Origin of the sequence: Gordonia sp. CPCC 205515 (assembly GCF_048537925.1) — a bacterium.
Taxonomy (GTDB): Bacteria; Actinomycetota; Actinomycetes; order Mycobacteriales; family Mycobacteriaceae; genus Gordonia.
Genome location: NZ_JBCLVJ010000023.1, coordinates 43,351 through 68,525, shown reverse-complemented (window position 1 = coordinate 68,525; position 25,175 = coordinate 43,351). Strand labels below are relative to the sequence as shown.

The window sequence follows — 25,175 nt, the reverse complement described above, 5'->3', positions numbered from 1 at the left end:
GAGGCGATCTGCGCAGGCGGCCAGCGGTATTTCCCCAGGTCGACTGCCATCACCACCCGCGATGACAACGACGCCAGGAGGAAGCCGTGGAATTCGATGTGACCATCGAGATCCCGAAGGGTAGCCGCAACAAGTACGAGGTCGACCACGAGACCGGAAAGATCTACCTCGACCGCTACCTGTACACATCGTTCGGCTACCCGGCCGACTACGGCTACATCGACGGCACCCTCGGCGAGGACGGCGACCCGTTGGATGCGCTGGTCCTGCTGCCCGAGTCGGTGTACCCGGGTGTCATCGTCAAGGCCCGCATCGTCGGCATGTACACCATGACCGACGAGGCCGGCGGCGACGACAAGCTGCTCTGCGTCCCCGCAGGCGACGTCCGCTGGGATCACATCCAGGACATCGGTGACGTCTCCGAGTTCGAACTCGGCCCGATCTCCCACTTCTTCGAGCACTACAAGGATCTCGAGCCGGGCAAGGAAGTTCAGCCCGGAGGCTGGGTCGGGCGGGCCGAGGCCGAAAAGGTCGCACAAGAGTCCGTCGAGCGGCTCGAAAAGCACCCGCACGAGGCCAACGAGCCGTCGCGAGGCTGACGCGCGACGCGTGGTCAAGCCTCGCAATTCCTCTACCCAACGTGCCCTGCACGACGGTCGAGTGGGCGTTGAGTTTCATCGACGCCCACTCGACCCGACAGGTCGAGCGCATACCTCAAGAAATATCGCTGATATGCGGGAAAGCCTTCTGCCGCCTACCTTCTCGTATCTGGATTGTCTTTATCTCGGTGAACTCCTCGAATCCGGCGTTACCCATCTCACGACCGTAGCCGGACTGCTTCATGCCGCCGGCCGGGAGTTGGGGGCCGCCGTCGATGGTCGTGTTCACCCAGACCCGTCCGCTGCGAAGTCCTTTGGCCACCGACAGCGCGCGGTCGATGTTTTTGGTCCACAAAGAACCCGACAACCCATACTGGGTTGCATTCGCGAGCCGGACGGCTTCGGCCGCGTCCGAGAACCGCGTCACGGTCAGGACCGGACCGAAGATCTCTTCGACGAACTCCGGCGACTCTTCGGCGACGTCGACGATGATGGTCGGATCCACGAAATGCCCGGACGCGCCCGTGTCGTCCTCCCGGCGGTCACCGCCGAGCGCTATGCGCCCACCGTGCGATTCGGCGGAGACGATGTGGCCACGAACCTTACGTGCATGATCGGCGTGGATCATCGGCCCAACATCCACCGACTCATCGAGGGGATCGCCTAATCTCAGCTGCCTGGCTGAGGCAATCAGTCGCTCCACGAACTCGTCGGCGATGGTGTCCTGGACGAGTAGGCGTGCCCCGGCGACACAGCATTCTCCGTTATTGAAGAACGCGCCGAACAAGACACCGTCGAGGGCGTCATCGAGGTCCGCATCGTCGAAAACGATATTCGCGGCCTTCCCGCCGAGTTCCATCGATAGGCGCTTGGCCGTGTCCGCCGACGCAGCGGTGATCGCGCGACCGGTCGCGGTGCTGCCGGTGAACGACAGCAGGTCGACATCGGGGCTCTCGGCCAGCACCGCGCCCACCTCGGCTCCGAATCCGGTGACAACGTTCACCACTCCAGCCGGGATGCCGGCCTCGGCCAGGATGCTGGTGAGTTCGAGTGTGGTTCCAGACGTGAACTCGGACGGTTTCACGACAGCGGTGCACCCCGCCGCGAGTGCGAACGGCAGCTTCTGCGCCAGCAACAGCAGCGGGAAGTTCCACGGCATGATCATCGCCGCCACTCCCGCCGGTTCCCGGACGACCAAGGCGGTGCAGTCCTCGCCGAGTCCGGTGTGGGCCTCGCCGTGGGCCGACATGGCCAGTCCCGCCGCATACTCGAAGAGTTCGGCGCTGCCGGCGATATCGCTCTCCGCGTACCGCAACGGCTTTCCAGTCTCCTCGGCCTCGATGCGCGCCAGTCGCGCGGCATCCGACCGGATCAATGCGGCGATGCGCAGCAGGGTCCGCGCCCGGTCCATCGCCGGGATCCGCGACCATGAACCCGCGTCGAATGCTCGACGCGCCGCCGCGATCGCGCGAACGGTGTCGTCGCGGGTGCCGGCCGGGATCTCCGCGAGTTCCCGACCGTCGACCGGACTATGCCGGGTGATCGTCGGCCGATCGTCGGCCGACTCCACGCGGCCATCGATGAACTGCCCGTACCGACGGATCGCCGTGGCGGTGTCGGTCATGCTGGACGACATGTAGAACTCCTCGTGAATCGAAAGGATGCCGGTGCTCGTGCTCAGTGCTCGTGAATCAGCACGCCGCGCAGATTTTTCCCTGCGTGCATGTCGACGTAAGCGTCGTTGACCTGGTCGATCGTGTACCGCGTGGTGATCAGTTCGTCGAGCTTCAGATTGCCTGCCTTGTAATAGTCGAGCAGTGCCGGGATGTCAGTCGTCGGGTTGCAGTTGCCGAAGAGCACACCGCGAAGTGTCTTCGCGTAGACCACGAGCTCCAACGGGCTGATCGGGATTCCCGGCTCGTTCTGACCGATCGAGACGACCGCCACTCGGCCTTCCTTGCGAACCGCCGAGAAGGCTTCGGCGATCAGTGCACCTTCGACTACACCGACGGTGACGACCGCCGAGTCCGCTCCCTGTCCGTTGGTCACCGAACCCACGAACGGGATCGCGTCGGCGATGGATGCGAATGCGTGGGTCGCACCCAACTCCAGGGCTCGCTCGCGTTTGAACTCGACGGGGTCGACGGCGACGACATGCGCGGCACCCGCGTTGTGCGCACCCTGGACCGCGTTGATCCCGACGCCGCCGACGCCGACGATCATCGCGGTGTCCCGCGGCCGCACGTGGGCTGCGTTGACCGCGGCTCCCCAACCTGTTGCGACACCGCAGGACACCAGGCAGGCAACGTCGAACGGCAGATCATCGTCGATCTTCACCGCCTGCGACTCGTCGGTCACGAGGTAGTTGGCGAAGGTACCGAGTCGCTGCATCGCACCGATCGGCTGGCCGGTGGCACGGGTAAACCGGGCGTTGCCATCGATGCCGAAGCCGTTCTCCATCCCGGCGCCCGAGTCGCAGATGTACTGCATACCCTGCGAACACCACCGGCACCGGCCGCACGCCGGCAGGTAGGCGGTGGCGACATGGTCGCCCACGGCCAGGCGGCGCACGCCCGGTCCGACGGCGTCGATGATGCCCGCGCCTTCGTGTCCTCCGACCATCGGGAGAGCGTTGGGGATGTCGCCGGTCACGAGGTGGTCGTCGGAATGGCACAGGCCCGAGGCCATGACCTTGATGCGGACCTCGCCGGGTCCGGGTTCGGCGAGCTCGAGGGTTTCGACCTCCCACTTTCCGCCGATGGCGTCGATGACTGCTCCGCGCACTGTTTGAGACATGATGATTCCTCCTGAGGTGGACTATTTGATGATGGAGAGTTTGCTGCGGTCGAGGGTGAGAACGACGATCGCGATGACGACGCCGCCGTAGACGATCTGCTGGTAATTGGGGTCGACGCCGGCCACCGAGCCACCGACGCGCAACACTGTGACGATGAGCGCGCCGACGATGACCTTCCAGGCGCCGCCGATACCGCCGGTGATCGCGCACCCTCCGACGAGGACCGCGGCGATCGCGGGGAGCAGCAGCGCGTCAGCCAATTGTGGTGCTGCACTTTGCTGTTGGGACGATAGCACCACCGCGGCCAGACCGGCGAACAGCCCGGAGAGCGCGAATGCGGTGATGCGTACCGCCTTAGTCCGGATGCCGGCCATCAGCGCCGAGCGCTCGCCGAGTCCAACGATGTGGAAGATGTTGCCGCGCGGGTGATAGTGCATGAAGGCCCAGATCCCGGCGGCGATCACGATACCGATCCACACTGCGAGCGGCATGGACAGGAAACTCTTCGAGCTGAGCCAGAAGATCGCGCCGTAGTGATTGTCGATGTAGATGGTCGTCGATCCCGACAGCGCGAGCGCGATTGCACCCCAGAATCCCAGGGCCCCAAGCGATACCACGAAGGAGGGAACCTGCCCGAGCGTGATCAGGAAGCCGGTCAGCGCACCGATGGCCGCGGTCGCCACCACTGTGATGAGAATGGCTAATGGCCCTGTGGCGCCGATGGTTTGGGCGAGGATCACCGTTCCGAGTGAGCACACGGCCGCGATGGAGAGGTCGATGCCGCCGGTCAGGATGACGAACATCTGCCCGAGTCCGAGCAGCAGGATCGGCAGCGCCTGTGCGGTGACCACCGCGAGTGCCGTGGTCGAGAAGAAGTTCGGTTCGGCGATGGTGACCAGCCCGAGCAGCACGATCAACAGGACCGGTGGACCTGCCGTCCGCAGCATCGCCGCCGAGGGCAGGGTGGAGCGGGTCGGCGCGGTCCCGGTGCGGCGCAAGGTCGAGGTGATTGCGGTGTCAGCCATGGTCACATCATCATTTCGAGTAGTTCAAGTTTGGTGGGGGGTTCTGTTGCGACAGAGTCATATTCGGCGGTCAGGTGCCCGTCTCGAAGCACCACGATGCGGTGACCGAGACCGATCGCCTCGTCGAGGGTGTCGGCGAGGACGAGCACACCGACGCCGCGGTCGGAGAGGTCACGGATGAGGCCGTAGACGTCTTCTTTGGCACCAATGTCCAGTCCGCGAGTCGGGTGATCGAGGATTAGCACCGACAGATCGTCGTCGCACAGCCATTTGGCGAGCACGGCCTTCTGCTGGTTGCCGCCGGAGAGCCGGGCGATGTCGGTGTCGGGATCGTCGGGACGTACATGCAAATCTCGGATCCACTGCTCGGCGATCTGCCGGGCGGCCGCGGCGCGACCTCGGCGACCGGAGACCGGATGGGTGAGGCAGATGTTGTCGGCCACCGTGGCGCCCGACACCATGCCCTCAGTGCGTCGCTCGGCAGGCAGGTAGGCGACGCCGGCACCGACTGCCTGTTTCGGTGACCGCGGTGAGAGCGGCGATCCGTTGACGGCAACGGTCCCGCCGCGCAGCGGTTCGGCCCCGAAGATGGCCCGCGCGAACTCTTCCCGGCCGGACGCGGCGACGCCGACCATACAGACGACCTCACCGGGTTTGACGGACAGCGAGACGTTCTTGACGCTGTGGCCGACCGACACGTCGCGGGCGTCGAGGACCGGGGCGACGTCTTCGACCAAGGTCCGCCGCTCGGTGCAGTAGATTTCGTCTGCGGCCTCTTTGCCGATCATCATCGAGTAAAGCTCTTTCTCGTTCACGTCTTCGGTACGGCGTTCTCCCACGAGGTGGCCGTCGCGCAACACGTAGACGCGGTCGGAGAACTGCAGAACTTCGTCGAGCCGGTGCGAGACGAAGATGACCGACCCGATCTCACGCAGCGCCATGACCCGGTCGTGCAGGATTTCGATGTCGGCGGGCTGCAGCACCGATGTCGGTTCGTCGAGGACCAGCAGCGGGGCGTGATCGGACTGCCGGTCACTGATCGCCCGGGCGACTTCGACCATCTGACGTTCGGCGAAGCCGAGATCCTCGGTCGGAGAATCGGGATCGACGCCGGAATCGACACGGTCGAGCATCTCCTGGGCGGCGCGTCGTCGAGCACCTCGTCGGGTGACACCGAGTCGGACGTAGTCAGTCTCAGATCCCAGCGTGAGGTTCTCTGCGACAGTCAGATTGGGCAGCAGCGACTGCTCCTGGTGGACGACACCGACGCCGTGGCGGGTGGCATCGGCCGGGTCGGCGAACACGGTGTCGACGCCGGCGATCCGCATCACGCCACCGTCGGGCTTGTGCACGCCGGCCAGGATCTTGAGCAGTGTCGACTTGCCTGCCCCGTTCTCGCCGATGAGTCCGATCACTTCGTTCTTGTTGACGGTGATGGACACGTCGTCGAGGACCACGTTAGGGCCGTAGCGCTTGGTGATTCCGTCGAGTTCGAGTAGCGGTGTCATTTCACGACCCTCAATCGGTTGCGGGCAGGCCAGCCGGTCGCGATCACCGCGGCAACGATGATCACGCCCTGCGCGCCTTGCTGGACATAGGGACTCGCGCCGGAGAGCAACAGACCGTTGCCGAGGACGACGAGCAGGAGGATGCCGACCAGTGAGTGCAGTGGTCCGCCGCGGCCGCCGGACAGCAGCGTTCCGCCGACCACCACCGCCGACAGGGTGAGGAAGAGGTTGCCGGAGCCAACCCCGACGTCTCCGACACCGAGCCGGATAGTCGCGAGGACTCCGCCGAGCCCGGACATGATGCCGGCGATGGTGAACAGGATGACCTTCGTGCGGGAGACGTTGATACCGGTCACCTTGCTGATCGCCTCGTCACCGCCAATCGCGTAGGTGTGGGTGCCCAACGGGGTGAACTTGCAGATGAACAAGGTGATGAACAGTGCCACGACGGCGAACACGACAATGATCGGGATACCGAGCCACGCCCCCTGTGCCCACTCTGTGAGCCCCGCGTCGGCGAGTTGCGGTGTCGTGGTGCCGAACAGGACCGTCGCCACGCCCAGGCCGATGAACCAAGTGCCCAGTGTCACGAGGAACGACGGGACCCGCGCGATCGCGTGGAGTACGCCGTTGACCAGTCCGAACAGTGCGCCGACACCGATCGCGAGCAGCACCGCCCATAGTCCGAGGTTGTTCCCGTTGACGCTGTTCGCCGCGAGCAGTACGAAGGTGAGTCCGCTCGCGGCCATCACGCCCTCGATGGAAAGGTCGACGCTGCCGATCAGGACGACGAGCGTCGCGCCCATCGCGAGGATCAGCGGGATGGCAGCCTGCTGGACGATCGCATTGAAGTTGCCGACCGTGAAGAACGAGTCGGCGGTGAACGAGAAGATCACGCAGAGAGCGACGAGCGCCACGAGTGGTCCGAGCGATCGTCCCCATCGGGACAGCAGAACCGATCTGCCGCTACTGCCGGTGATGTCGCCGGCCGCCGCGATCTCTTCCGGCTGTGCCGGAGCTGAAGTGGTCATGATCGGGAGTTCCTCACTGATCGATCGGGCCGACGATGCGCGAGAACGGATCCTGGACCGAGTCCACGATCTGCTGATCGGTCGGGCGCTGTGTGTACTGGCCGGCGTTGTCCTTGGTGATCAAGGTCTGATCGACGTAGAACTCGCGCTCGAGTTTCGGCATCTGCGACACGTCGAGCTGTCCTGTCGCGGCCTGATGGCAGATTGCCAGGCCCATGGCGCCGTTGAAGTAAGGGTCGGTGGTGTAGGTGGAGACCATCCCACCCTTCTGGATGGCCTCGAGACCCTCGGGCGTCGCGTCGGCGGCGCTGGCGACCTTGATCTGGCCGACCTTGCCCTTCTCGCGCACCGCCTGCAGCGCGCCGAGCGCCATCGAGTCGGTGGCCGCCCAGATGCCGTTCACCTTGTCGCCGTACTTGTTCAGCAATGTCTGCGTCGTCGCGTAGGCCTTGTTGCGATCGAAGTCCGCCGGCTGGCTGTCGAGGACCGTCACCCCCGGATGCTTGGCGATGCCCTCGGTGAAGCCCTGGTACCGGGTCTTGGAGACCTCATTGGCGAGCAGGCCTTGGATGGCGATGACGCCCCCCTTGCCGCCAATGCTCTTACCGAGGACGTCACCGGTGTCCGAACCCTCCTTGATGCCGTCGTAGCTGACGTACGACGCCCACCCGTCACCGACATCCCAGGGGTGCAGGTCGGCCGGCTTGCTCCATTGGGTGACCGCGCAGCCGCCACTGTTCCGTACGGCCCGAACGATGGCCGGGGTGTCGGCACTGGTGTTGGGGTTAATGTTGAGCAGGACCTTTTTGCCCGTCGCCAGCACCGACTGCAGCTGCGAAAGCGCATTCTGCGAGTCGCCGCCGTAGACGATGACCTTGAGGTCGACGCCGACCGACTTGGCGTAGGCCTGGCTGCCCTCCACCCATGCGGCCTCATACGGGTTCGTCAACGACCGGACCTCGGAGAGCATCAGCAAGTTGCTCGCGTTCGATGTCGCAGAACCCGATCCGCACCCGGCGAGTGCCGCGGACCCGAGAGCCGTGGCGACGGCCAGAGCCGCGAGCCTACGCGCCGCAGATCGGGAAAATGACTCTGTCATGAAGATGAAACCTCCTGTAAGCGTTTTCTACAGTGATCGAGACCACATGTCAAGGGCGGTGCGACACCGCTGCCGGTTTGCCGAAGCCGCTGGCATCGATGCAGATCAGCAAGACTATGTAGCGGCCTGCCAAGCGTCTGCGACCGTCCACCCGGATGCCGCCTCCGACCATCGCAACGAGTGTCGGGTGATAGCGCTTTCTCGTGGGGCGCGCGGCGGCGCCGCGACACTCAGCCGGCGGACCGCAACAGCGACCTGCTGATGATCAGCCGTTGCATCTCGCTGGTACCTTCGTAGATCTTGGTGATGCGGGCATCGCGATACAGCCGTTCGACCTCGTACCCGCGGATGAAACCGTTTCCGCCGAACACTTGCAACGCGGCATCGGTGTGCCGAACGCAGGCCTCCGAAGCGTTGAGCTTGGCCATCGAACACAAGACCTCGGCATCGGCGTCGCCGGCGTCCAGCGCCCGGGCAGCGCTCACCGACAGTGACGTCGCCGCCTGCAGCTCGGTGGCGACCGACGCCAACGAAAACGAGATTGCCTGGTTCTCGGCGATGGCGTGGCCGAACTGGTGGCGATCGAGCGATTGCCGCACCGCGGCATCCAGTGCCGCACGGCTGATCCCCAGGGCGAGCCCGGAAATGCCCAGCCGCCCCTTGGCCAGCACCTTCATCATGTAGCCGAACGCCTGTCCCTCGTCACCCAGGAGCGCAGACTCGTCGAGCTCGACGTCGTCGAATACCAGTCCGCCGACCTGGGAAGCCCGCTGACCCATCTTGTGTTCGTGGTAAGCCCGACTCACGCCGGGCGCATCGATGTCCACAACAAACACCGAGATGCCACCTCGCTTACCGCGTTCCGGATCGGTGACGGCCAGCACGACGGCGAAGTCCGCGACCGGTGCGTTGTGGATGTAGATCTTCTCTCCGCGCAACCGCCAGCCCGACGCCGTCCGCTGCGCCCGGGTGGTGATCGAGCCCAGATCCGATCCGGACCCCGGCTCGGTCAATGCGTAGGCGCACCGCTTCTCGGCCGCGAGCATGGGACGCAGATACCGCTCTTTCTGTTCGTCGCTCCCGTACCGACCGAGCAGGCTGCCCAAGATCTCGACCAGACCGCATTGGTCGGCGATGGAGGCGTAGCCGTACGACAGCGACTCCATCACGAACAGGTAGTCGAGTGCGGTGCCGCCCGCTCCGCCGAGTTCTTCCGGCACGGTGATACCGAACAGGCCGATCTTGCCCATCTCGGCATAGATCTCTTCGGGAAACCGCTCGGTCTCGTCGAGTTCGGCTGCGATCGGCCGGATACGTTCGTCGACGAACTCGGCGACGAGGGTACGTTCCTCGGATCCGAACAGCGCGGTGGGGATGCGACTGTTAGCGGTACCAGGTGCGAAGGACATTGATCACTCCTCGGGTGATTGCGGGTGTTTCGGATGTTTCGGTGGTCGGTGATTCAGCGGGGTGCGAGCGCGACCGCGGCCCCGAACAGCATGGGATCCATCTGCCTGGGCCCGTCGACGATTGGCTGGAAGCCCATGTGCGCGAAGATGTCTCGTTCAATATCGATGCCCGGAGCGACCTCGGTCAGCTCGAGTCCGGAGGCACCGAGGACGAAGACCGCCCGCTCGGTGACGTAAATGACGCGCTGCCCGGTCGCCAGCGCGCGGGAGCCGGAAAAGGTCACTTGCTCGCGCGACCGGACGAACTTCGGTACTCGTCCCTCTCGCCGAATGCGCAGACGCCCGTCGTCGAGGGCGAGTTCGAGTCCACCGGCGGTGAAGGTCCCGCAGAACACCACCGTCCGTGCGCTCTGAGAGATCTCGACGAAGCCGCCGGGACCGTTGACCGCACCGGCGATGCAGCTGACATTGACCGATCCGTGTGCGTCGACCTGGGCCATACCCAGACACGTGAGGTCGAGCAGGCCGCCGTTGATGAGGTCGAACTGAGTGGTGGATGAGTGCACGACCTCCGGATGCACCGCTGCGCCGAACAGGTCTCCGGTCAGCGGGCGGCCACCGATGATGCCTTGTTCGATCACTATCGTGTTGTCGCGCAGGCGACCGTCGGCGGCCAAGATGTCGACCACGTGGGTGGGGATGCCGAATCCGACGTTGATGATCGAGCCCCTGCCTATCAACGCTGCGGCGCGTCGGGCGATGACCTCGCGCACCGTAGCCACCGGACAGGCTGTGTCATTGTCGAGATCTCCTGGGCTGCAGAGCCTTTCGTCGAACTCCGACTCATGCGTCTGCCACTGTGTCGGGACCTCGACGACTGCGTCGACGAGCACCGCCGGCAGATGAACGATGTGCGGGTCGAGCGTGTCGTCGGTAACCGTCTTGACCTGTGCGATCACGATCCCACCCGAGGCGCGAGCAGCCTGAGCGATCGAGAGTGCGTCGAGTTGGGCGGCCTCTCCGGCCCACCCGATGTTGCCGTTGCGATCCATCACGTCGCCGCGAACTAGCGCCACGTCAACCCCGAACGGCTTGTAGCGCAGATACTCCCGGCTGTCGAGTTCGACCAGTTCCACGATGTCGTCGGTGGCCGCGACATTGAACTTGCCGCCACCGTGCCGGGGGTCGGCGAAAGTGCCGAGACCGACTTCGGTGATCAGACCCGGCCGCCGAGCGCCGATCTCCCGGAAGAGTTGACTGATCACTCCACCCGGGAGTGCGTAGGCCTCGATGTCCTCATCCCTGGCCATCTGGCGCAGTTCGGGCGACCACGTCCACAACCCGCCGATCACGCGTCGCACCAGCCCACGATGCGCGAATCGACCGGCACCATCGCCCCGTCGATTTCCCATGCCGAGTGCGTAGACGACCGTCAGGTCACGCGGTTGTGCAGTATCGACGAAACGCGTCTCGAGCGCGGCGAGCAGCGCCTCGGGTTCCAGGACACCGCCACCGGCTCCGGTCACCGCAACAGTCGCCCGGGTGGGGATGAGATCAATCGCCTCGGCGGCCGTCATCTGCCTGGGACGCAGTCCACGAGTGAGGATCATGAGGAACGCTTTCTTTGCTATCACAGCGGATACATAGAGCTTGTGTGTGTGAACTGTATCGCAAAGAAAGCGCTTTCTCAATAGCTTGCGGGAAACTTCCTCGGTCCCCTCGACGGCCCGCTCGCCGCAGATCGGTGCTCAGGCGTCCGGTGCCGGACCGGTTGAATCGCGCACGACCATCTCCGCGTGGAGTGGTTCCGGGGAATCGGGTTGCTCTCCGGAGTCGAGCATCGCCTGCATGAGTTCCCACCCCAGACGGCCCAGTTCGGCCTTGGGACTCTTCACGGTGGTCAGCTTGGGCGCGATGTGCCGTGCGAGCACCACATCGTCGAAGCCGGTCACCGAGATGTCCTCGGGTACCCGCAGTCCCCTGTCCCGTAATGCCGAGACCGCGCCGATCGCGCTCAGGTCGTTGAAGCAGATCAGCGCCGTGGGGTCATGCTTCAGCGCCTCGGCAACCGCCTCGTAGGCACCCTCGACCGTGCCGTCGGCGGCGACGCTTGTCGTCTGCAGACCGAAGGCCGATGAGCTCTGCACCGCCCGCCACCGTTCGCGGTTCTGCCAGGCCAACTCCGAGCCGCCGATATAGACCGCGCGGGTGTGCCCGAGGCGCGCGAGGTGGCTGCACATCTGCATCATCGGCGTGAAGTTGTCCGCCGCGATCATCGGTAGGTCCACGCCGAGTTCGATCCGGTTGATCAGGACCGTCGGCGCCTGGCGGCGGGCGAGTTGTTTCAATCCCGCGGTCGGTATGCGACTGGACAACAGCACCAGGCCGTCGACCTGACCGAGCAGATCGAGAGCGGTGTTCAGCTCCTCGCCGGGGTCGCCGTTGGAATCGGCGACGAGCATCCGATAGCCCTGCTCCGCGGCGCCGCGGTGCATCTCGTTGACGACGTCGAAGAAGTAGGCGTTCGTGAGGTCGGGCAGGATGACCCCGACGTTGCGCAAGCTACCGAGCGCGAGACCTCGGGCTGCACGGCTCGGGCGGTACGCGAGCCGGTCGGCCGCTTCGTGCACCCGGTCGGCCAGTTCCTGGTTGACCTTGGACGAACCGCTCATCACCCGCGAGACCGTCGCGATGGATACCCCTGCGGCTTCGGCGACCGTCGCGATCGTCGGCCGTGATCGGGCAGCGGTGGGGCGTTGTGTCGGCATGACCTCATCCTCGGTGTGACTGTGAAAACCACGGCACCCCGGGTTGGGCGACGTTACATCTGACGATGTGGCCAACCACATCGCACCTGGTCACCGACCCTACTGCCCGGAGTCCGCGTTGTCCGCCATCTTGAGAAAGCGATTGCTCGGAGTGTCGTTGTCAGTAGGCAAGGCGTACGGGTCGACGAGATCGGTGAGCGCTCGCGCTGCCGCCGCGACGGCCTCGGCCGGCGCAACCGACCACCAACGCCTGCTCAGCACCTCCACTTCGACCAGGCCGCGATAGCCCGCGCCGCGGCAGTCCGCGAGGAACCGCCCCATGTCGATTACCCCCTCCCCCGGCATCCCGCGACTCTCGAGTTCGTCGTGGATGGGCATCATCCAGTCAGCCAGTTGGACCGAGCGGATCAGGTCGCCGGCGTCGGCGATGCGTTCGCCGAGTTCGTCTTCCCACCAGAGGTGGTAAGAGTCGACGGCCAACCCGAGACGCGGACTCCCGATTGACCGAACCAGCGCCAGCGCCTCACGCAACGAGGTGATCACGGATCGGCTGGCGGCCATCATCGGATGAAACGGCTCCACCGCGAGGTCCACGCCCGCTGCGGTCGCGTGGGGCGCCAACGCCTCGATCCCGTCGCGGATCTCGGCGCGCGCCGAGGCAGTATTGCCGTCGTAGGGTGGACCACACACCAGGACCAGGCACTCCGCCCGCAGGGCGTGTGCCTGGTCGATGGCACGCAGGTTGTCTTCGAAGCGTGCTTGCCGGAGTTGACGCGTCGGCTGTGGGAACATGCCGCCCCGGCAGACGCTGCTCACCCGGAGTCCCGACGACGCGACACGTCGCGCGTTCAACGGCAGGTCGGCATCGTCGAGAACGTCGCGCCACAGACCCACGCCGCCGAAGCCGTGGTCGACCGCGAGGTCGAGCACAGAGGTCAGTGAGGCGCCGCGGATGGTCGCGGAGTTCAGGCTGCACTCGGACAGGCGCATCGGTCAGCCGATCCCGTGTACTGCGAAGTACGCGCGCGCACGCCGCGCGGTGAGTTCCGGATCGGCGAACAGGCCGATCCGGTCGGCCTCGCGCACCAGGTCGGCAAGGTGGACGAGGGATCGTCCCGTCTCGAAGCCACCGATCATCCGGAAGTGGTCCTGCTGACCATTCAGGTATGCCAGCCACGCCACACCGACCTTGTAGAACTGGGTCGGCGAGGTGAAGATCAATCGCGACAAGGCTTCTGTCGGACCCAGGACGTCACGGAAGCCGTCCACGTCCTCTCTGTCGAGGCGCGCGAACGCCGCAGAGGCGAAGGGGCCGAGCGCGGCGAACGCACCGAGCAGAGCATCGCTATTCCCCTCGTCGTCGCCGACGATCATGTCGACGTAGTTGTAGTCGTCGCCGGTGAACACCCGCACCCCGTCCGGAATACGATTGCGCAGACGGATCTCCTGGACCGGATCGAGCAGCGAGACCTTGATGCCCCGGACCCGGACGGCGTGGTCAGCAATGATCGCCACCACCGTGTCCATCGCCGCCGCCGGATCGCCGTGTCCCCAGTAGCCTGCCAGCGCGGGGTCGAAAACCTCACCGAGCCAATGCAGTACGACCGGACGCGAGGCCTGGGACAACACCGCGTCGTACACAGTCACATAGTCGTCGGGGGTTGTCGCGACGGCGGCGAGATGGCGACTGGCCATCATCACGCACGACCCGCCCAGTGACTCGATAGCGGCCATCTGATCGAGGTAGGCAGCGGTGATGTCCGTCAAGGTCGGGGTGTCGATCTTGAGGTGATCGGTCCCAATACCCACGACGACCCGGCCGCCGACCTCATTCGCCGCACGTAACGTGCGCGTGGCAAGTTCACGCGCGCCGGGCCAGTCGAGTCCCATGCCTCGCTGCGAGGTGTCCATGGCCTCGGCGACTCCCAGACCCAAGGACCACAGATCCTGCCGAAGTCGAAGTGTCGCATCCCAGTCGATCTGGTCCGCGCCACCCTCTGCGGAGGCGCGATAGGGATTCGCGACCACATGGGCGGCCGCGAAGACATCGCGTGACGTCGGTGGTGTTGTCGCAGTACTCAGTGCAGCAGGCGCGCCAAGGGTATGCGTGGCGGTGCCACCACCGGCAAGCGGCAGGTCGAGAGTGAACATCAAAACTCCTGTAATCGCTTTCTTGCGGATTGTGAAGGCGAGCCTATACCCTGAGAACATCGAGGTAAAGGCTCTGCACTAGAGCGCCCGACTTCTGAAAGCAGTTTCTCCAGGGCGGCCCAACTGCTCCGCCGACTATTTGGAAAGAGGACTCCATGGCCGACTCACACAGCCAACTGGCGGGCAAGACCGCGATCGTCACCGGCGCCGCCGGTGGCATCGGATCCGCGATCGCCGCCGCATTCGCCCGCGACAGGATGTTCGTGATCGGTCTCGACGCCGATCCCCGGGTGCACTCCGTGTTGCAGCCGATGAAGGGGGTTGGAGTGTGCGGCGACCTCACCGATGCGTCGGTGAGTCAATCGGCGATCGACGAGGCGATCGGCCGCACGGGTCGACTCGACGTCGTCGTCAACGCCGCCGGCATCCAGAAGAGGACTGACGCGATCGACATCTCCGACGACGACTTCGACCAGCTGGTGGCAGTGAATGTGTCTGCCGCATTCCGGCTGGTCCGGCAGGCGACCAAGGCGCTGTCCGAATCGAAGGGCAGTGTGGTGAACATCGCGTCGTTGTCAGCCGATCGCGCCGTTCCCGGCATCGTGCCGTATGGCGCAACGAAGGCCGCACTGACTCAGCTGAGCAAGGGCCTTGCCGTCGAGCTCGGGCAATACGGTGTCCGCGTCAATGCAGTCGCCCCTGGCTACATCGAGACGCCGATGACTGCGGACGTGCTCGGCCAAGCCGAGTTCCGCGCGGCGAAGCTGGCCCGAATTCCCCTGCAGCGCTTCGCTGATGGCGACGATGTCGCCGATGTGGTGACCTTTTTGGTCTCCGACGCCGCGCGGTATGTCACCGGCGTTGTCCTGCCGGTCGACGGTGGGTACTCGATCACATGACACTCTTGAGCGGACCAGGGGCGGCCATCATCGGTCATCGCCGCCTGAATATCGTCATCGCTCCCGACTCGTTCAAGGGCAGCGCCCGAGCCGACGAGATCGCCCACGCGATCGCCGACGGCTGGCGTGAGGCGCGGCCGGCGGATCACCTCACCGTCCTCGCTCAAGCAGACGGAGGCGAAGGCACTCTCGACGCGATCGCCGCGGCCGCCCCCCGGGCGCGCAAGCACGTCATCAGCCGGCCAGTGTGCGGTCCCGATCGACAACCCGTTGCGGCTCGATGGATCGAACTTCCGGGCGCCGTGGGTGTCGTCGAACTCGCCGAATCGAGCGGCCTGCCGCTGATGGCCGAGCTAGCACCGACGCGTGCAACGTCACGGGGCCTCGGGCAGGTCATCCGGTCGGCCATCGATCATGGCTGTCAGCGCCTGGTCGTGGGTCTCGGCGGATCGGCGTCGACTGACGCCGGGATCGGCGTACTCCTCGAACTCGGGCTGTGTGTCTACGACAAGTACGGACATCGACTCGACATCGCCGACTCCCTCGATCTCACGCGAATCGCCGCAATCGACGCCTCCGGACTGATGTCGCCACCCGACGGCGGTGTTGAGGTACTGACAGACACGTCGGCACCACTGTGCGGTCGTACCGGTGCCGCACACATGTTCGGAGCACAAAAAGGTGCCGGCGCCGAGGTGCGGCGCGATCTCGACAGCGCGCTCGCACACTTCGCCGATCTGGCCGAACCGGTCTTCGACATCGACCGCTCCGAGCCCGGCACCGGTGCCGCGGGCGGCGTCGGTTTCGGTCTTCGCGCGTGGGGCGCGACGCTGCACTCCGGCGCTGAGCGGATCGCCGAACTGACTGAACTGAGCGACGCAATAGACACATCCGACCTGGTCATTACCGGTGAGGGCCGATTCGACTCGACGTCGCTGACGGGCAAGCTGGTCGGCACCGTGCTCGACAGATGCCGATCCGCAGGAGTCCGCAACCTGGTGATCGCGGGCGATATCGCGGCTCCTGCGCCGGATTTGGCGGTTTCACTGTCGGAGGTCGCCGGATCGGCCGAGCGGGCCATCGCTGCCCCGCAGCAGTTCGCGCACATCGCCGCGCGGGAGGCGGCGGTGTGGGTATCGTCGGAGAAAGCGCTTTCCTAAATGGATCCCGAGCAACCGACGCCCCAAGATAAGGAGTGACCATGACCGAATCGCCACAACGAACCCACGCCGGCGGTCTGTGCGCGGGCGACACCGCGACGTTCACCAAGACCGTCGGGGAGTACGACGTCTACGGGTTCGCCGGCATCACCGGCGACTTCGCACCCAATCACATCGACCGGTCGTATATGGAGGCCGGCTCCTACGGGGAGCGCATCGCCCACGGCGTGCTGATCCTCGGGCTGTCGTCGACCGCCTCTACCGAGATCGCCGCCCGGGCGGGTCGGCGCGCGGTGTCTTACGGGTATGACCGCGTGCGCTTCGTGGCACCGGTCTTCATCGGTGACACCGTCACCATCACGTACACGGTCGACACCATCGACGAGAACGCCGAGAAGTCGTACTCGTCCGTCGTCGCCACCAATCAGCGCGGCGAAACCTGCATGGTCGCCACCCATGTCATGAAGTTCCTACCCGACACTGCGTGATCCGTCGGCCGCATCACCCCATCCATCCAGTCACGATCACCACGCGCTGCTCAGGAGTCCCAGCAATGCACAATCCCCGAATCCTCACCGCCCGCCAGGCCGCAGACCTCATCCACGACGGCGACACCGTCACGGTCAGTTCGTCGTCCGGCCTCGGCTGCCCGGACGCGGTGCTCGCCGGCATCGGTGAGCGCTACCGGGAGACTCGTTCACCGCAAGATCTGACCAGCATCCACTCCATCGCCTCGGGCGACATGTGGGGGATCAAGGGCGTCGATCACCTCGCCCAGCCCGGACTGCTGTCCCGGGTGGTCGCCGGGTCGTATCCGTCGGGGCCGTCGTCGGCGGAGCCCCCGGCCATATGGAAGATGATCGAGAACAACGAGGTCGAGGCGTACAACTTCCCCGCTGGGGTCATGTTTCAGATACATCGGGCGGCCGGCGCGAAACAGCCCGGCGTGCTGTCGAAAGTCGGTTTGGAGACGTTCGTCGACCCACGGGTCGGCGCCGGGCGGATGAACACCGTGACCCCCGACGCCTTCGTCCGCGTTCAGGAGATCGACGACGAGGAGTGGCTCTTCTATGAGGCCATCGTGCCCGATGTGGCGATCATCCGTGCGACGACCGCCGACACCAACGGCAACCTGACGTTCGAAGAGGAAGCCTCACCGTTGGGGGCGCTGGATCTGGCGTACGCAGCGCACAACAACGGCGGGATCGTCATCGCGCAGGTCAAGTATCTGGCCGAGGGCGGCAGCCTCAGTCCCCAAATGGTCCGCGTGCCAGGCATTCTCGTCGATGCGATCGTTCGCGCGCCCGACCAGCTGCAGACCACCCAGACCGAATATGATCCGGCAATCTCCGGCGAACTCCGCCGCCCGTTGAGCACGCTGGAGCCGATCGCATTCTCATTGGAGAAGATCATGGCCCGCCGCGCCGCTCGTGAACTCCGATTCGGCGAGACGGCGAACATCGGGTTCGGCGTTTCGGCGCTCGTGCCACATGTGCTCGTTGAGGAAGGCATGCCCAAGGCCGTCTCGTGGGTGATCGAGCAAGGTGCGGTCGGCGGTGTTCCGTTGCTGGACTTCGTGTTCGGCGTATCGCAGAACCCCGATGCCATCATGCAGAGCGCCGACCAGTTCACCCTGCTGCAAGGCGGCGGATTTCAACACTCATTGCTGTCGTTCCTCGAGATCGACCAGCACGGCAACGTCAACGTGCACAGCCTGCCCAAACGGCGGCATGTAACCGCAGGACTCGGCGGGTTCGTCGATATCACGTCGGGCGCGCCAGCGATCGTGTTCGTCGGTTCGTTCACGGCCGGGCGGCGCGACATCCTCGTCGACGACGGTGCGTTGCAGATCCGCTCCGACGGCGCCCACACAAAACTCGTGGCCGAGGTCGACTCGCCCACCTTCTCGGGCAAGCGCGCACTGGAAACCGGTCAGCGAGTCATCTACGTGACGGAACGGTGCGTCCTCGAACTGCGGCCCGAAGGACTCACCGTCGTCGAGATCGCTCCGGGGGTCGACCTACAGCGCGACATCCTCGACCGATCCGAGTTCCCCTTGCACGTGGCCCCAGACCTGCCGACCATGGACGTGGCGCTATTCTCACCGGGACCGATCGGGCTATCCCTCGATCCGATGCCCGAGCACCCGCGCATCGCGGCTCTCTAACCAGCACAAATGTAAGGCACGCATTGGGCCCAGCGGCCCTTTGGGTCGAGTGGGAGTAGTTCTGTCCCGTTGGGTACGCAGCGTTACGTCAGTTGACTTTCTGCCGCCGCTCCAATTGGCTTTCCCTTCCTCAAGGGCAGCTCCTTCCAAGTCAGTGTGCCGATGATCGCGAGCAGCGACATGATCGACACCGCCAGGAAGACGCGGTCCATGGAGTCGGCGAAGCCTTCCTTGATAGGCGAGGACAGCTCGGGCGGCAGTTTCTCGATGATCGACGTATCGCTCATCACGCTGTCCGACGACCCGGCCGCCGCACCCGGATTCTGTGACGCAGCCATCAATGACTTGGCGAAGCCGCTGACCTGTGCATCGTCGCTCTGGGCGGCTTGCACCACGGCAGTGCGGTATTCGGGCTGCGAGGCGGCCGTCGTCATCTCGGTCTTGATGTTGGGGCCCATGAGCGAGAACAGCATGGAGAAGAACACCGCCACGCCCAGGGTGCCGCCGATCTGTCGGAAGAAGGTCGCGGTACCCGTGGACAGACCCATGTCCTTGGGCGGCAGGATGTTCTGCATCGCCAGCATCATCGGCTGCATCATGTTGCCCAGACCGAAGCCGAGCAGCAGGGCGAAGGCCATAACCAGCCACACCGGAGTGGAGGTGCCGACGGTGTGCAGCAGGAACGTGCCGAGCGTGATGAGCACCGAGCCGATGATCGTGAAGATCTTGTAGCGCCCGGTCTTCGAGATCAACTGGCCGGACATGATCGAGCCGGTCATCAGGCCGACCACCATCGGGAGCATCTGCAGGCCTGCGACCATCGGGCTCGACCCGCGCAGCACCTGGAAGTACTGCGGCAGCATCGAGATGCCGCCGAACATCACCGCGCCGACAATGACCGAGATCAGGATGCCTTGAGCGAAGACCAAATTCTTGAACAGTCGCAACGGGATCAGCGCGTCGTCGCCCATCTTGTGCTCGATCCAGATGAACGCGGCGATCCCCACCACACCGATCGCGTAGCAGAGCATCGACAGTCCGGACGTCCAGCCCCACACGCGGCCCTGTTCGGCGACGATGAGCAGCGGTGCGACGGCGACCGCGAGCGCGGTGGCGCCCCAATAGTCGGTGCGCCCGCCGGTGCCCTTCTGCTGGTCATAGTTGAGCACCCGGTAGACGACGGCGAGGGCGATGATGCCGATCGGCACGTTGACCAGGAAGACCCAGCGCCAGCCGGCGATCCACAGGATGGTCTCTTGACCGGCGAACAGGCCGCCGAGGACCGGGCCGAGCACGCTCGAGGTGCCGAAGACCGCGAGGAAGTAGCCCTGATACTTGGCGCGTTCGCGCGGCGGCACGATGTCGCCGATCGTGGTGAGCGCCAGGGTGAACAGACCACCGGCACCGAGTCCCTGGAAGGCGCGGAACGCCGCCAGCTCGTACATCGACGTCGCGATGCTGCACAACAGCGAGCCGACGATGAAGATCGAGATGGCCAGCAGGAAGAAGGGTTTACGGCCATACAGGTCGGACAGCTTGCCGTACAGCGGCGTGACGATGGTCGACGTGACCAGGTATGCGGTGGTGACCCACGCCTGCAACGAGTAGCCCTGCAGGTCGTCGGCGATGGTGCGGATCGCTGTCGACACGATGGTCTGGTCGAGGGCAGCGAGGAACATGCCCATCATGAGGCCGCCGAGGATCGTCAGGATCTGACGATGCGTCAGCCCGGCCCCCGCGACCTCCTCGTGCGCCGCGTGTGCGGCCGCGGATGACTCGGTCATTGCTGTCCTTTCACAAAATCTGTGGGAGAAGAGGTCGGCTTGGCGCACTGGGGTGCCATCACGATTTCCGCGGCGTCGACGAACCGGCCGAGCAGCCGCACCAGCGTGTGCAACTCGTCGTCGGTCCAGTCCGACATGGCCTGGTCCATGGCGGTCCGACGCATCGCTCGCATCGACTCGACCCGCGCCCGACCTGCGTCGGTCACCACCAGCAGGGTGGCGCGCCCGTCGTCGGGGTCGGCCTCGCGTCGTACCAGTCCGAGGTCGACGAGCTGCGACACGTGCCGACTCACCGTGGACGGATCGGCATTGAGGCTTTCGGCGAGTTCGCGGGATCGCATCGGCTGCCGGTCGAGATGGAACAGGCCTTTGAATGCCGCGGTTTCGAAGTCGCCGTCGGCGGTCCGCAACGTGGTGTGCACCGCCCGGTCCCGGACGCGCATGTACCGCGAAAGCACATCGAACAAATCGTCGACCGCCGACTGATCGAGCACCGTGGCGCCTCCCTTTCTCCCCGCATCTCTTTACGTTCTCTTTGCAATTAGTTTCATGATGCAACTAATTGCGCGGTGCAAGTATGCGCTTGGATTCGAATTGAGGCAAACCCTTACCTACGATCAAAAACCGTGACTCCCCAACCACCCGCCCCCGCCGGCAGCCGCCCCCATTTCACGTCCATGCCCGACCTCGCCCTGCGAGATCTGGGTGGCGCGGTGGTCTGGACCAACGACGATCTCTTCGCCGAGGCCCAGAACCTCATCAAGACGCCGCCGGCGCAGTATCAGCCGGCCACCTTCGGTCACAAGGGACAGATCTACGACGGTTGGGAAACCCGTCGACGCCGCGCCACCGGTGTCGATCAGGCGATCGTCCGACTGGGCGCACCGGGCGTCGTCTACGGCGTGGTGGTCGACACCTCGTGGTTCAAGGGCAACTATCCGCCGTTCATCTCGGTGGAGGCCGCCGCGGTGGAGGGCGTGGCGTCGGTGGAACAGCTTGTCCACCACACGGAATGGGTCACCATCGTGGACCGGGTAGCGGTCGACGGCGACACCCGCAACCCGTTCAAGGTGGACGCCAAGAATCGCTTCACCCACGTCCGGCTGACCATGCATCCGGACGGGGGCGTGGCGCGGTTCCGCGTCCATGGTCGCGGCGTGCCGGACCCACATTTCTTCCGCTACGGCCACTTCGACCTGGCCGCGCTGGAGAACGGCGGGCTGATCACCGCCTGCTCCAACATGTTCTACAGCTCGCCCAACAATCTGCTGATGCCCGGCCGAGCACGCAACATGGGCGAGGGATGGGAGACCTCCCGCCGCCGCGACGACGGCAACGACTGGGTCCAGGTACGTCTCGCGGGTCGCGGCCGGGTGAGCCTCGTCGAACTCGACACCAGCTGGTTCCTCGGCAACTCCCCCGGTTCGGCGACCGTCCGCGGTCGCGACGGCGAGGACGGCGACTGGTTCGACGTGTTGCCGCGCACCGACTTACAGCCCGACACCCGGCATCGGTTCGTCCTCGATCCGGACCGCCCGATGACCGAGGCGCGCATGGACATCTATCCCGACGGCGGCATGGCGCGCTTCAAGCTCTACGGCACCCTCACCGACGACGCCGAGGCCGCACTCCTCGAACAGTGGGAGCGCGGCGAGGCCTGAGGGACGAGCGTCACGCCACCCGACGCCGCACCCCAACCACTTCCGGCATCACCAGCTCGCGCACTCGCGCGGCGGTCGCCGAACCGTCGATCGGCACGACGATCACCGCGTCGGCGACCTCGGCGGCGTAGATGTCGCGGATCAGCGAGACCAGTCCGCGCGCGGTGCCGACGTAGCGGATGGTGTCCGAGTCGTCGTCGACGACGTGGGCCGCAGCGGCCCGCGCGGACGCCGGATGTGGCGCGATGGCCGCTTCGATCTCCAGCGCCACAACAAAATTCACCGGATCGTGGGTGCCGGCGCGCAGTAGCGACCGGGCGCGTTGGGCCTCGCGCAGCGTCGAGCGCCGCACGACGATCGGAAAGGATTGCGCCGCTGGATCACCCGCGATCGCCACCTGCAGCGCCGGACGGCCGATGCTGATGGTGGCGGTGGGTGCCAGGTACTCGACGGTCATTCGATCCTCGCTTTCGTGGTCAAGTGAGTCAGTGCGCCGACGAGCCGATCGATGTCCTCCGAACCGGTCCCGACACCAAAGCTGGCCCGCACGGCACCGTCGCGGTACCCGAGGCGGTTCAGCAGTGGATGCGCGCAGAACTTGCCGTCCCGGACCCCGATTCCCGCGCTGTCACTGAGGAATTCGGCCACTGCACGGGGCTGATGGCCGGCGACGGCGAATCCGGCGATCCCGACCCGATCGGTGGAGTCGGTGAAGATGCGCAATGCGGTGACGGCGTCGACTCCCGACAGCCCGTCGTCGAGGCAGGCCCGCAGGATCTCCTCGTGCGCACCGATCGATTCGAATCCGACGCGCGTGAGCTCGTCGCAAGCCGCGGCGATCGCGATGGCACCCAACACATTCGGTGAACCCGCCTCGTGCCGCGCAGCCCCGGTGTGCCAGCGCACGTCGGTGCAGCCATCGGATTCGACGCCCACCTCGGCGGTGGCGCCGCCACCGGCGAGATACGGTGCGGCCGCGTCGAGCCAGTCGGCACGGCCGATGAGCACGCCGGCACCGAACGGCGCGTAGACCTTGTGGCCGGAGAACACCAGGTAGTCGATGCCGTGACTGACCACTGAGATCGGCCGATGCGCGACGAGCTGCGCGGCGTCGACGAGGATGCGGGCGCCGTGCCGATGCGCGATCGAGGCGAGCCGGCTGATCGGCAACACCTCGCCGGTGACGTTGGAGGCCGCGGTCACCGCGAGCAGCGCGGCGGGCGCGGACGCGAGTTCGGCCTCCAGCGCGACAAGGGTGTCCTCGATGGTGTCGGCGGCGCGCACGATCCGTGCCCGACTGGAGCCATCGGGCCGCGGCGCGCACCACGGCAGCAGGTTGGCGTGGTGTTCGATATCGAGGACCACGACGTCACCGTCGGTGATGTGGGCGGCGAGGTTGATCGAGTCGGTGGTGCCGCGGGTGAAGACCACCGCGTCATCGGTGCGGGCGCGGACGAAGGCCCGCACCGTCTCGCGGGCCTGCTCGTAGCGTCGCGTGGTGACCTGCGAGAGGTGGCCGGCGCCGCGATGCACGCTGGCGTAACCGGTCAGCGCGTCGGTCACCGCTGCCGCGACCGCGGTCAGGGCGGGTGCGCTCGCCGCGTAGTCGAGGTTCGCGTACCGCACCGTGTCGCCGGTGCACAGCGGCACCTGTGCGGTCGCACCGGCCACGTCGGCGAGGGGCGCGATGGCCGGGGCGGCCGGACGTACAACGGCGACATCGTCGCAGGTGACGGCGCTGGGCGCCGAGAGGACAGCAGTCATGGCAATACTCCTGAGGAATCCGCACTTGCCGTGGTCGGTCGACCGACGGCCAGGTCGTCACCCGGAGCACCCCACCACGGAGGAGGGTTGCCGACCAGCGAGCCGGGGCTTGTCACTGGCACTCATGACCTGCACCAAGATTGGCCCATCGAGCCGAGGAGTGTCAATTTTCACTCACCGTGCGCGAAAGTCCGGTGAGGGTACCCTCACTTGCTCCCGGTACGGTAGGAGCCATGACCGTGACTGCTGCCGACCACACCGCCGGGGAGGCGAACGTCTTCATCCTGTCCCGCCCGCACGGCACTGTGCGTGCGACCGGAGCCGGCACGACATTCACCGACGCCTACGCCGCCGCCGACGCCCTGCGCTCACACTCCGTGGACGCCATCACCGGTGCCATCGGCTTCGACCGCGCCGGCCGCAGCGCCCTGGTCGCGCCGGCCTCGCTGGTGCGATCGTCGGCCCCGGTGCCGGGATCGTCGGCGCGTCCGCACACCGTGACGTCGCGATCGTTCTCACCGGAGCGGACCGAGCATCGCGATCGCGTCGGCCGCGCCATCAAGGCGATCGCCGACGGCGGCCTGGACAAGGTCGTGCTGGCGCGTGCGGTCGATCTGACCGTCGAGCCCGATGTAGAGGTCGACTCTCTCGTCGACGCCTTGGCGCACGGCAACGCCGAGCACAACGCTTTCGCCGTTGATGTCGGCGCAGTGTGGGGTGACGCCTCGTGGTTGCTGGGATCGAGCCCAGAGGTGTTGTTGCGCAAGGAAGGTCGCGTCGTGACCTGCCAGCCGTATGCGGGTTCGCTGCCGCGGGCCGCCGATCCGGCGGCCGATCAGGCAGCGGCGGAGACGTTACGCACCTCGACGAAGGATCTTGCCGAGCACGCCTTTGTGGTGGATTATCTGCGCGACCGACTGATTCCGCTGTGCCGCGAGCTGGATGCCCCGGCGACACCGGAGGTCCGTGCCACCGGCGAGATCTGGCATCTGGCCACACCGATCCGCGGTGTGCTGCAAGACGACTCCGTCACCGCACTGGATCTCGCGCTGTTGCTGTCGCCCACCCCCGCCGTCTGCGGCACACCGAGTGATGCTGCGGCACAGTTCATCACCGATATCGAGGGGGACCGTGGCCTCTATGCGGGTACAGTCGGCTGGTGCGATCAGGCGGGCGACGGTGAGTGGATGGTGACCATCCGCTGCCTCCAGCTCGGCGCCGATCGGCGGTCGCTGCGCACCTGGGCGGGCGGAGGGATTGTCGCGCAATCGGATCCGCAGGCCGAGCTCGACGAGACCACCGCCAAACTCCGCACCGTGCTCAACGCGCTCGGTATCGCCGACTGACGTCGAC

General features: G+C 65.8%; 22 protein-coding genes and 1 riboswitch. Of the genes, 7 read left to right on the top strand and 15 right to left on the bottom strand.

What is annotated here, in order from left to right:
* Positions 1 to 86 precede the first annotated feature (86 nt).
* Complete coding sequence (locus AAFP30_RS27415) at positions 87 to 599, top strand: inorganic diphosphatase (protein ID WP_419233221.1); 513 nt, start codon at positions 87 to 89, stop codon at positions 597 to 599.
* A 115-nt stretch (positions 600 to 714) separates the two neighbouring features.
* Here AAFP30_RS27415 and AAFP30_RS27410 read toward each other — a convergent pair whose 3' ends face one another.
* The 11 genes from AAFP30_RS27410 to AAFP30_RS27360 form a co-directional block, all read right to left on the bottom strand.
* Positions 715 to 2,235 (bottom strand): aldehyde dehydrogenase family protein, encoded by a 1,521-nt coding sequence (locus AAFP30_RS27410; RefSeq protein WP_419233220.1) that lies wholly within the window; start codon positions 2,233 to 2,235, stop codon positions 715 to 717.
* A 41-nt stretch (positions 2,236 to 2,276) separates the two neighbouring features.
* On the bottom strand, positions 2,277 to 3,395 hold the full coding sequence (locus AAFP30_RS27405; RefSeq protein ID WP_419233219.1) for an NDMA-dependent alcohol dehydrogenase: 1,119 nt from the start codon (positions 3,393 to 3,395) through the stop codon (positions 2,277 to 2,279).
* 21 nt (positions 3,396 to 3,416) lie between these two features.
* Complete coding sequence (locus AAFP30_RS27400) at positions 3,417 to 4,421, bottom strand: ABC transporter permease (protein WP_419233218.1); 1,005 nt, start codon at positions 4,419 to 4,421, stop codon at positions 3,417 to 3,419.
* A gap of 2 nt (positions 4,422 to 4,423) precedes the next feature.
* A complete protein-coding gene (locus AAFP30_RS27395; protein ID WP_419233217.1) occupies positions 4,424 to 5,929 on the bottom strand; it encodes a sugar ABC transporter ATP-binding protein in 1,506 nt (501 codons plus the stop codon).
* Positions 5,926 to 6,960, bottom strand: coding sequence for an ABC transporter permease (locus AAFP30_RS27390; RefSeq protein ID WP_419233216.1), 1,035 nt, complete (start codon positions 6,958 to 6,960; stop codon positions 5,926 to 5,928). The genes AAFP30_RS27395 and AAFP30_RS27390 overlap by 4 nt, the downstream gene beginning before the upstream one ends.
* Positions 6,961 to 6,973: 13 nt before the next feature.
* On the bottom strand, positions 6,974 to 8,059 hold the full coding sequence (locus AAFP30_RS27385; protein ID WP_419233215.1) for a sugar ABC transporter substrate-binding protein: 1,086 nt from the start codon (positions 8,057 to 8,059) through the stop codon (positions 6,974 to 6,976).
* 230 nt (positions 8,060 to 8,289) lie between these two features.
* On the bottom strand, positions 8,290 to 9,468 hold the full coding sequence (locus tag AAFP30_RS27380) for an acyl-CoA dehydrogenase family protein (RefSeq protein WP_419233214.1): 1,179 nt from the start codon (positions 9,466 to 9,468) through the stop codon (positions 8,290 to 8,292).
* Positions 9,469 to 9,521: 53 nt separating this feature from the next.
* On the bottom strand, positions 9,522 to 11,078 hold the full coding sequence (locus tag AAFP30_RS27375) for an acyl CoA:acetate/3-ketoacid CoA transferase (protein WP_419233213.1): 1,557 nt from the start codon (positions 11,076 to 11,078) through the stop codon (positions 9,522 to 9,524).
* Positions 11,079 to 11,216: 138 nt separating this feature from the next.
* Positions 11,217 to 12,236, bottom strand: coding sequence for a LacI family DNA-binding transcriptional regulator (locus AAFP30_RS27370; RefSeq protein WP_419233212.1), 1,020 nt, complete (start codon positions 12,234 to 12,236; stop codon positions 11,217 to 11,219).
* Positions 12,237 to 12,335: 99 nt separating this feature from the next.
* Positions 12,336 to 13,226 carry a sugar phosphate isomerase/epimerase family protein gene (locus tag AAFP30_RS27365; RefSeq protein WP_419233211.1) on the bottom strand — a complete coding sequence of 297 codons (891 nt, stop codon included), beginning with the start codon at positions 13,224 to 13,226 and terminating at the stop codon, positions 12,336 to 12,338.
* Between the two features lie 3 nt (positions 13,227 to 13,229).
* On the bottom strand, positions 13,230 to 14,387 hold the full coding sequence (locus AAFP30_RS27360) for a dihydrodipicolinate synthase family protein (protein ID WP_419233210.1): 1,158 nt from the start codon (positions 14,385 to 14,387) through the stop codon (positions 13,230 to 13,232).
* Between the two features lie 155 nt (positions 14,388 to 14,542).
* Here AAFP30_RS27360 and AAFP30_RS27355 point away from each other — a divergent pair, with 155 nt between their 5' ends.
* From AAFP30_RS27355 to AAFP30_RS27340, 4 genes are all read left to right on the top strand, one after another.
* A complete protein-coding gene (locus AAFP30_RS27355; RefSeq protein WP_419233209.1) occupies positions 14,543 to 15,286 on the top strand; it encodes an SDR family NAD(P)-dependent oxidoreductase in 744 nt (247 codons plus the stop codon).
* Positions 15,283 to 16,446, top strand: a complete 1,164-nt coding sequence (locus tag AAFP30_RS27350; protein ID WP_419233208.1) for a glycerate kinase — start codon at positions 15,283 to 15,285, stop codon at positions 16,444 to 16,446. The genes AAFP30_RS27355 and AAFP30_RS27350 overlap by 4 nt, the downstream gene beginning before the upstream one ends.
* A 41-nt stretch (positions 16,447 to 16,487) precedes the next feature.
* Positions 16,488 to 16,934 (top strand): MaoC family dehydratase, encoded by a 447-nt coding sequence (locus AAFP30_RS27345; RefSeq protein ID WP_419233207.1) that lies wholly within the window; start codon positions 16,488 to 16,490, stop codon positions 16,932 to 16,934.
* Between the two features lie 65 nt (positions 16,935 to 16,999).
* Positions 17,000 to 18,613: an acyl CoA:acetate/3-ketoacid CoA transferase gene (locus AAFP30_RS27340; RefSeq protein WP_419233206.1), complete on the top strand. Its 1,614-nt coding sequence runs from the start codon at positions 17,000 to 17,002 to the stop codon at positions 18,611 to 18,613.
* Between the two features lie 83 nt (positions 18,614 to 18,696).
* Here AAFP30_RS27340 and AAFP30_RS27335 read toward each other — a convergent pair whose 3' ends face one another.
* Positions 18,697 to 20,397, bottom strand: coding sequence for an MDR family MFS transporter (locus tag AAFP30_RS27335; protein WP_419233205.1), 1,701 nt, complete (start codon positions 20,395 to 20,397; stop codon positions 18,697 to 18,699).
* Positions 20,394 to 20,840, bottom strand: a complete 447-nt coding sequence (locus AAFP30_RS27330; protein ID WP_419233242.1) for a MarR family winged helix-turn-helix transcriptional regulator — start codon at positions 20,838 to 20,840, stop codon at positions 20,394 to 20,396. The genes AAFP30_RS27335 and AAFP30_RS27330 overlap by 4 nt, the downstream gene beginning before the upstream one ends.
* A gap of 234 nt (positions 20,841 to 21,074) precedes the next feature.
* Between AAFP30_RS27330 and alc the strand changes: the two genes are divergently transcribed.
* Positions 21,075 to 22,058 (top strand): allantoicase, encoded by a 984-nt coding sequence (gene alc / locus AAFP30_RS27325; protein WP_419233241.1) that lies wholly within the window; start codon positions 21,075 to 21,077, stop codon positions 22,056 to 22,058.
* A 10-nt stretch (positions 22,059 to 22,068) separates the two neighbouring features.
* Here alc and AAFP30_RS27320 read toward each other — a convergent pair whose 3' ends face one another.
* Together AAFP30_RS27320 and AAFP30_RS27315 are read right to left on the bottom strand one after the other, a co-directional pair.
* Complete coding sequence (locus tag AAFP30_RS27320) at positions 22,069 to 22,515, bottom strand: hypothetical protein (protein WP_419233204.1); 447 nt, start codon at positions 22,513 to 22,515, stop codon at positions 22,069 to 22,071.
* Complete coding sequence (locus tag AAFP30_RS27315) at positions 22,512 to 23,822, bottom strand: aminotransferase class V-fold PLP-dependent enzyme (protein WP_419233203.1); 1,311 nt, start codon at positions 23,820 to 23,822, stop codon at positions 22,512 to 22,514. Before AAFP30_RS27315 ends, AAFP30_RS27320 begins: the two co-directional genes overlap by 4 nt.
* A 16-nt stretch (positions 23,823 to 23,838) precedes the next feature.
* Positions 23,839 to 23,952, bottom strand: a riboswitch (SAM riboswitch).
* Between the two features lie 103 nt (positions 23,953 to 24,055).
* Here AAFP30_RS27315 and AAFP30_RS27310 point away from each other — a divergent pair.
* On the top strand, positions 24,056 to 25,168 hold the full coding sequence (locus tag AAFP30_RS27310) for an isochorismate synthase (RefSeq protein WP_419233202.1): 1,113 nt from the start codon (positions 24,056 to 24,058) through the stop codon (positions 25,166 to 25,168).
* Positions 25,169 to 25,175 lie beyond the last annotated feature (7 nt).

What these genes read in the sequence shown, in the direction of transcription:
- AAFP30_RS27410 (WP_419233220.1), bottom strand. Translation starts at nt 2,235, where the DNA reads ATGTCGTCCAGCATGACCGACACCGCCACGGCGATCCGTCGGTACGGG.
- AAFP30_RS27405 (WP_419233219.1), bottom strand. Translation starts at nt 3,395, where the DNA reads ATGTCTCAAACAGTGCGCGGAGCAGTCATCGACGCCATCGGCGGAAAG.
- AAFP30_RS27400 (WP_419233218.1), bottom strand. Translation starts at nt 4,421, where the DNA reads ATGGCTGACACCGCAATCACCTCGACCTTGCGCCGCACCGGGACCGCG.
- AAFP30_RS27395 (WP_419233217.1), bottom strand. Translation starts at nt 5,929, where the DNA reads ATGACACCGCTACTCGAACTCGACGGAATCACCAAGCGCTACGGCCCT.
- AAFP30_RS27390 (WP_419233216.1), bottom strand. Translation starts at nt 6,960, where the DNA reads ATGACCACTTCAGCTCCGGCACAGCCGGAAGAGATCGCGGCGGCCGGC.
- AAFP30_RS27385 (WP_419233215.1), bottom strand. Translation starts at nt 8,059, where the DNA reads ATGACAGAGTCATTTTCCCGATCTGCGGCGCGTAGGCTCGCGGCTCTG.
- AAFP30_RS27380 (WP_419233214.1), bottom strand. Translation starts at nt 9,468, where the DNA reads ATGTCCTTCGCACCTGGTACCGCTAACAGTCGCATCCCCACCGCGCTG.
- AAFP30_RS27375 (WP_419233213.1), bottom strand. Translation starts at nt 11,078, where the DNA reads ATGATCCTCACTCGTGGACTGCGTCCCAGGCAGATGACGGCCGCCGAG.
- AAFP30_RS27370 (WP_419233212.1), bottom strand. Translation starts at nt 12,236, where the DNA reads ATGCCGACACAACGCCCCACCGCTGCCCGATCACGGCCGACGATCGCG.
- AAFP30_RS27365 (WP_419233211.1), bottom strand. Translation starts at nt 13,226, where the DNA reads ATGCGCCTGTCCGAGTGCAGCCTGAACTCCGCGACCATCCGCGGCGCC.
- AAFP30_RS27360 (WP_419233210.1), bottom strand. Translation starts at nt 14,387, where the DNA reads ATGTTCACTCTCGACCTGCCGCTTGCCGGTGGTGGCACCGCCACGCAT.
- AAFP30_RS27355 (WP_419233209.1), top strand. Translation starts at nt 14,543, where the DNA reads ATGGCCGACTCACACAGCCAACTGGCGGGCAAGACCGCGATCGTCACC.
- AAFP30_RS27350 (WP_419233208.1), top strand. Translation starts at nt 15,283, where the DNA reads ATGACACTCTTGAGCGGACCAGGGGCGGCCATCATCGGTCATCGCCGC.
- AAFP30_RS27345 (WP_419233207.1), top strand. Translation starts at nt 16,488, where the DNA reads ATGACCGAATCGCCACAACGAACCCACGCCGGCGGTCTGTGCGCGGGC.
- AAFP30_RS27340 (WP_419233206.1), top strand. Translation starts at nt 17,000, where the DNA reads ATGCACAATCCCCGAATCCTCACCGCCCGCCAGGCCGCAGACCTCATC.
- AAFP30_RS27335 (WP_419233205.1), bottom strand. Translation starts at nt 20,397, where the DNA reads ATGACCGAGTCATCCGCGGCCGCACACGCGGCGCACGAGGAGGTCGCG.
- AAFP30_RS27330 (WP_419233242.1), bottom strand. Translation starts at nt 20,840, where the DNA reads ATGCGCGTCCGGGACCGGGCGGTGCACACCACGTTGCGGACCGCCGAC.
- alc (WP_419233241.1), top strand. Translation starts at nt 21,075, where the DNA reads ATGCCCGACCTCGCCCTGCGAGATCTGGGTGGCGCGGTGGTCTGGACC.
- AAFP30_RS27320 (WP_419233204.1), bottom strand. Translation starts at nt 22,515, where the DNA reads ATGACCGTCGAGTACCTGGCACCCACCGCCACCATCAGCATCGGCCGT.
- AAFP30_RS27315 (WP_419233203.1), bottom strand. Translation starts at nt 23,822, where the DNA reads ATGACTGCTGTCCTCTCGGCGCCCAGCGCCGTCACCTGCGACGATGTC.
- AAFP30_RS27310 (WP_419233202.1), top strand. Translation starts at nt 24,056, where the DNA reads ATGACCGTGACTGCTGCCGACCACACCGCCGGGGAGGCGAACGTCTTC.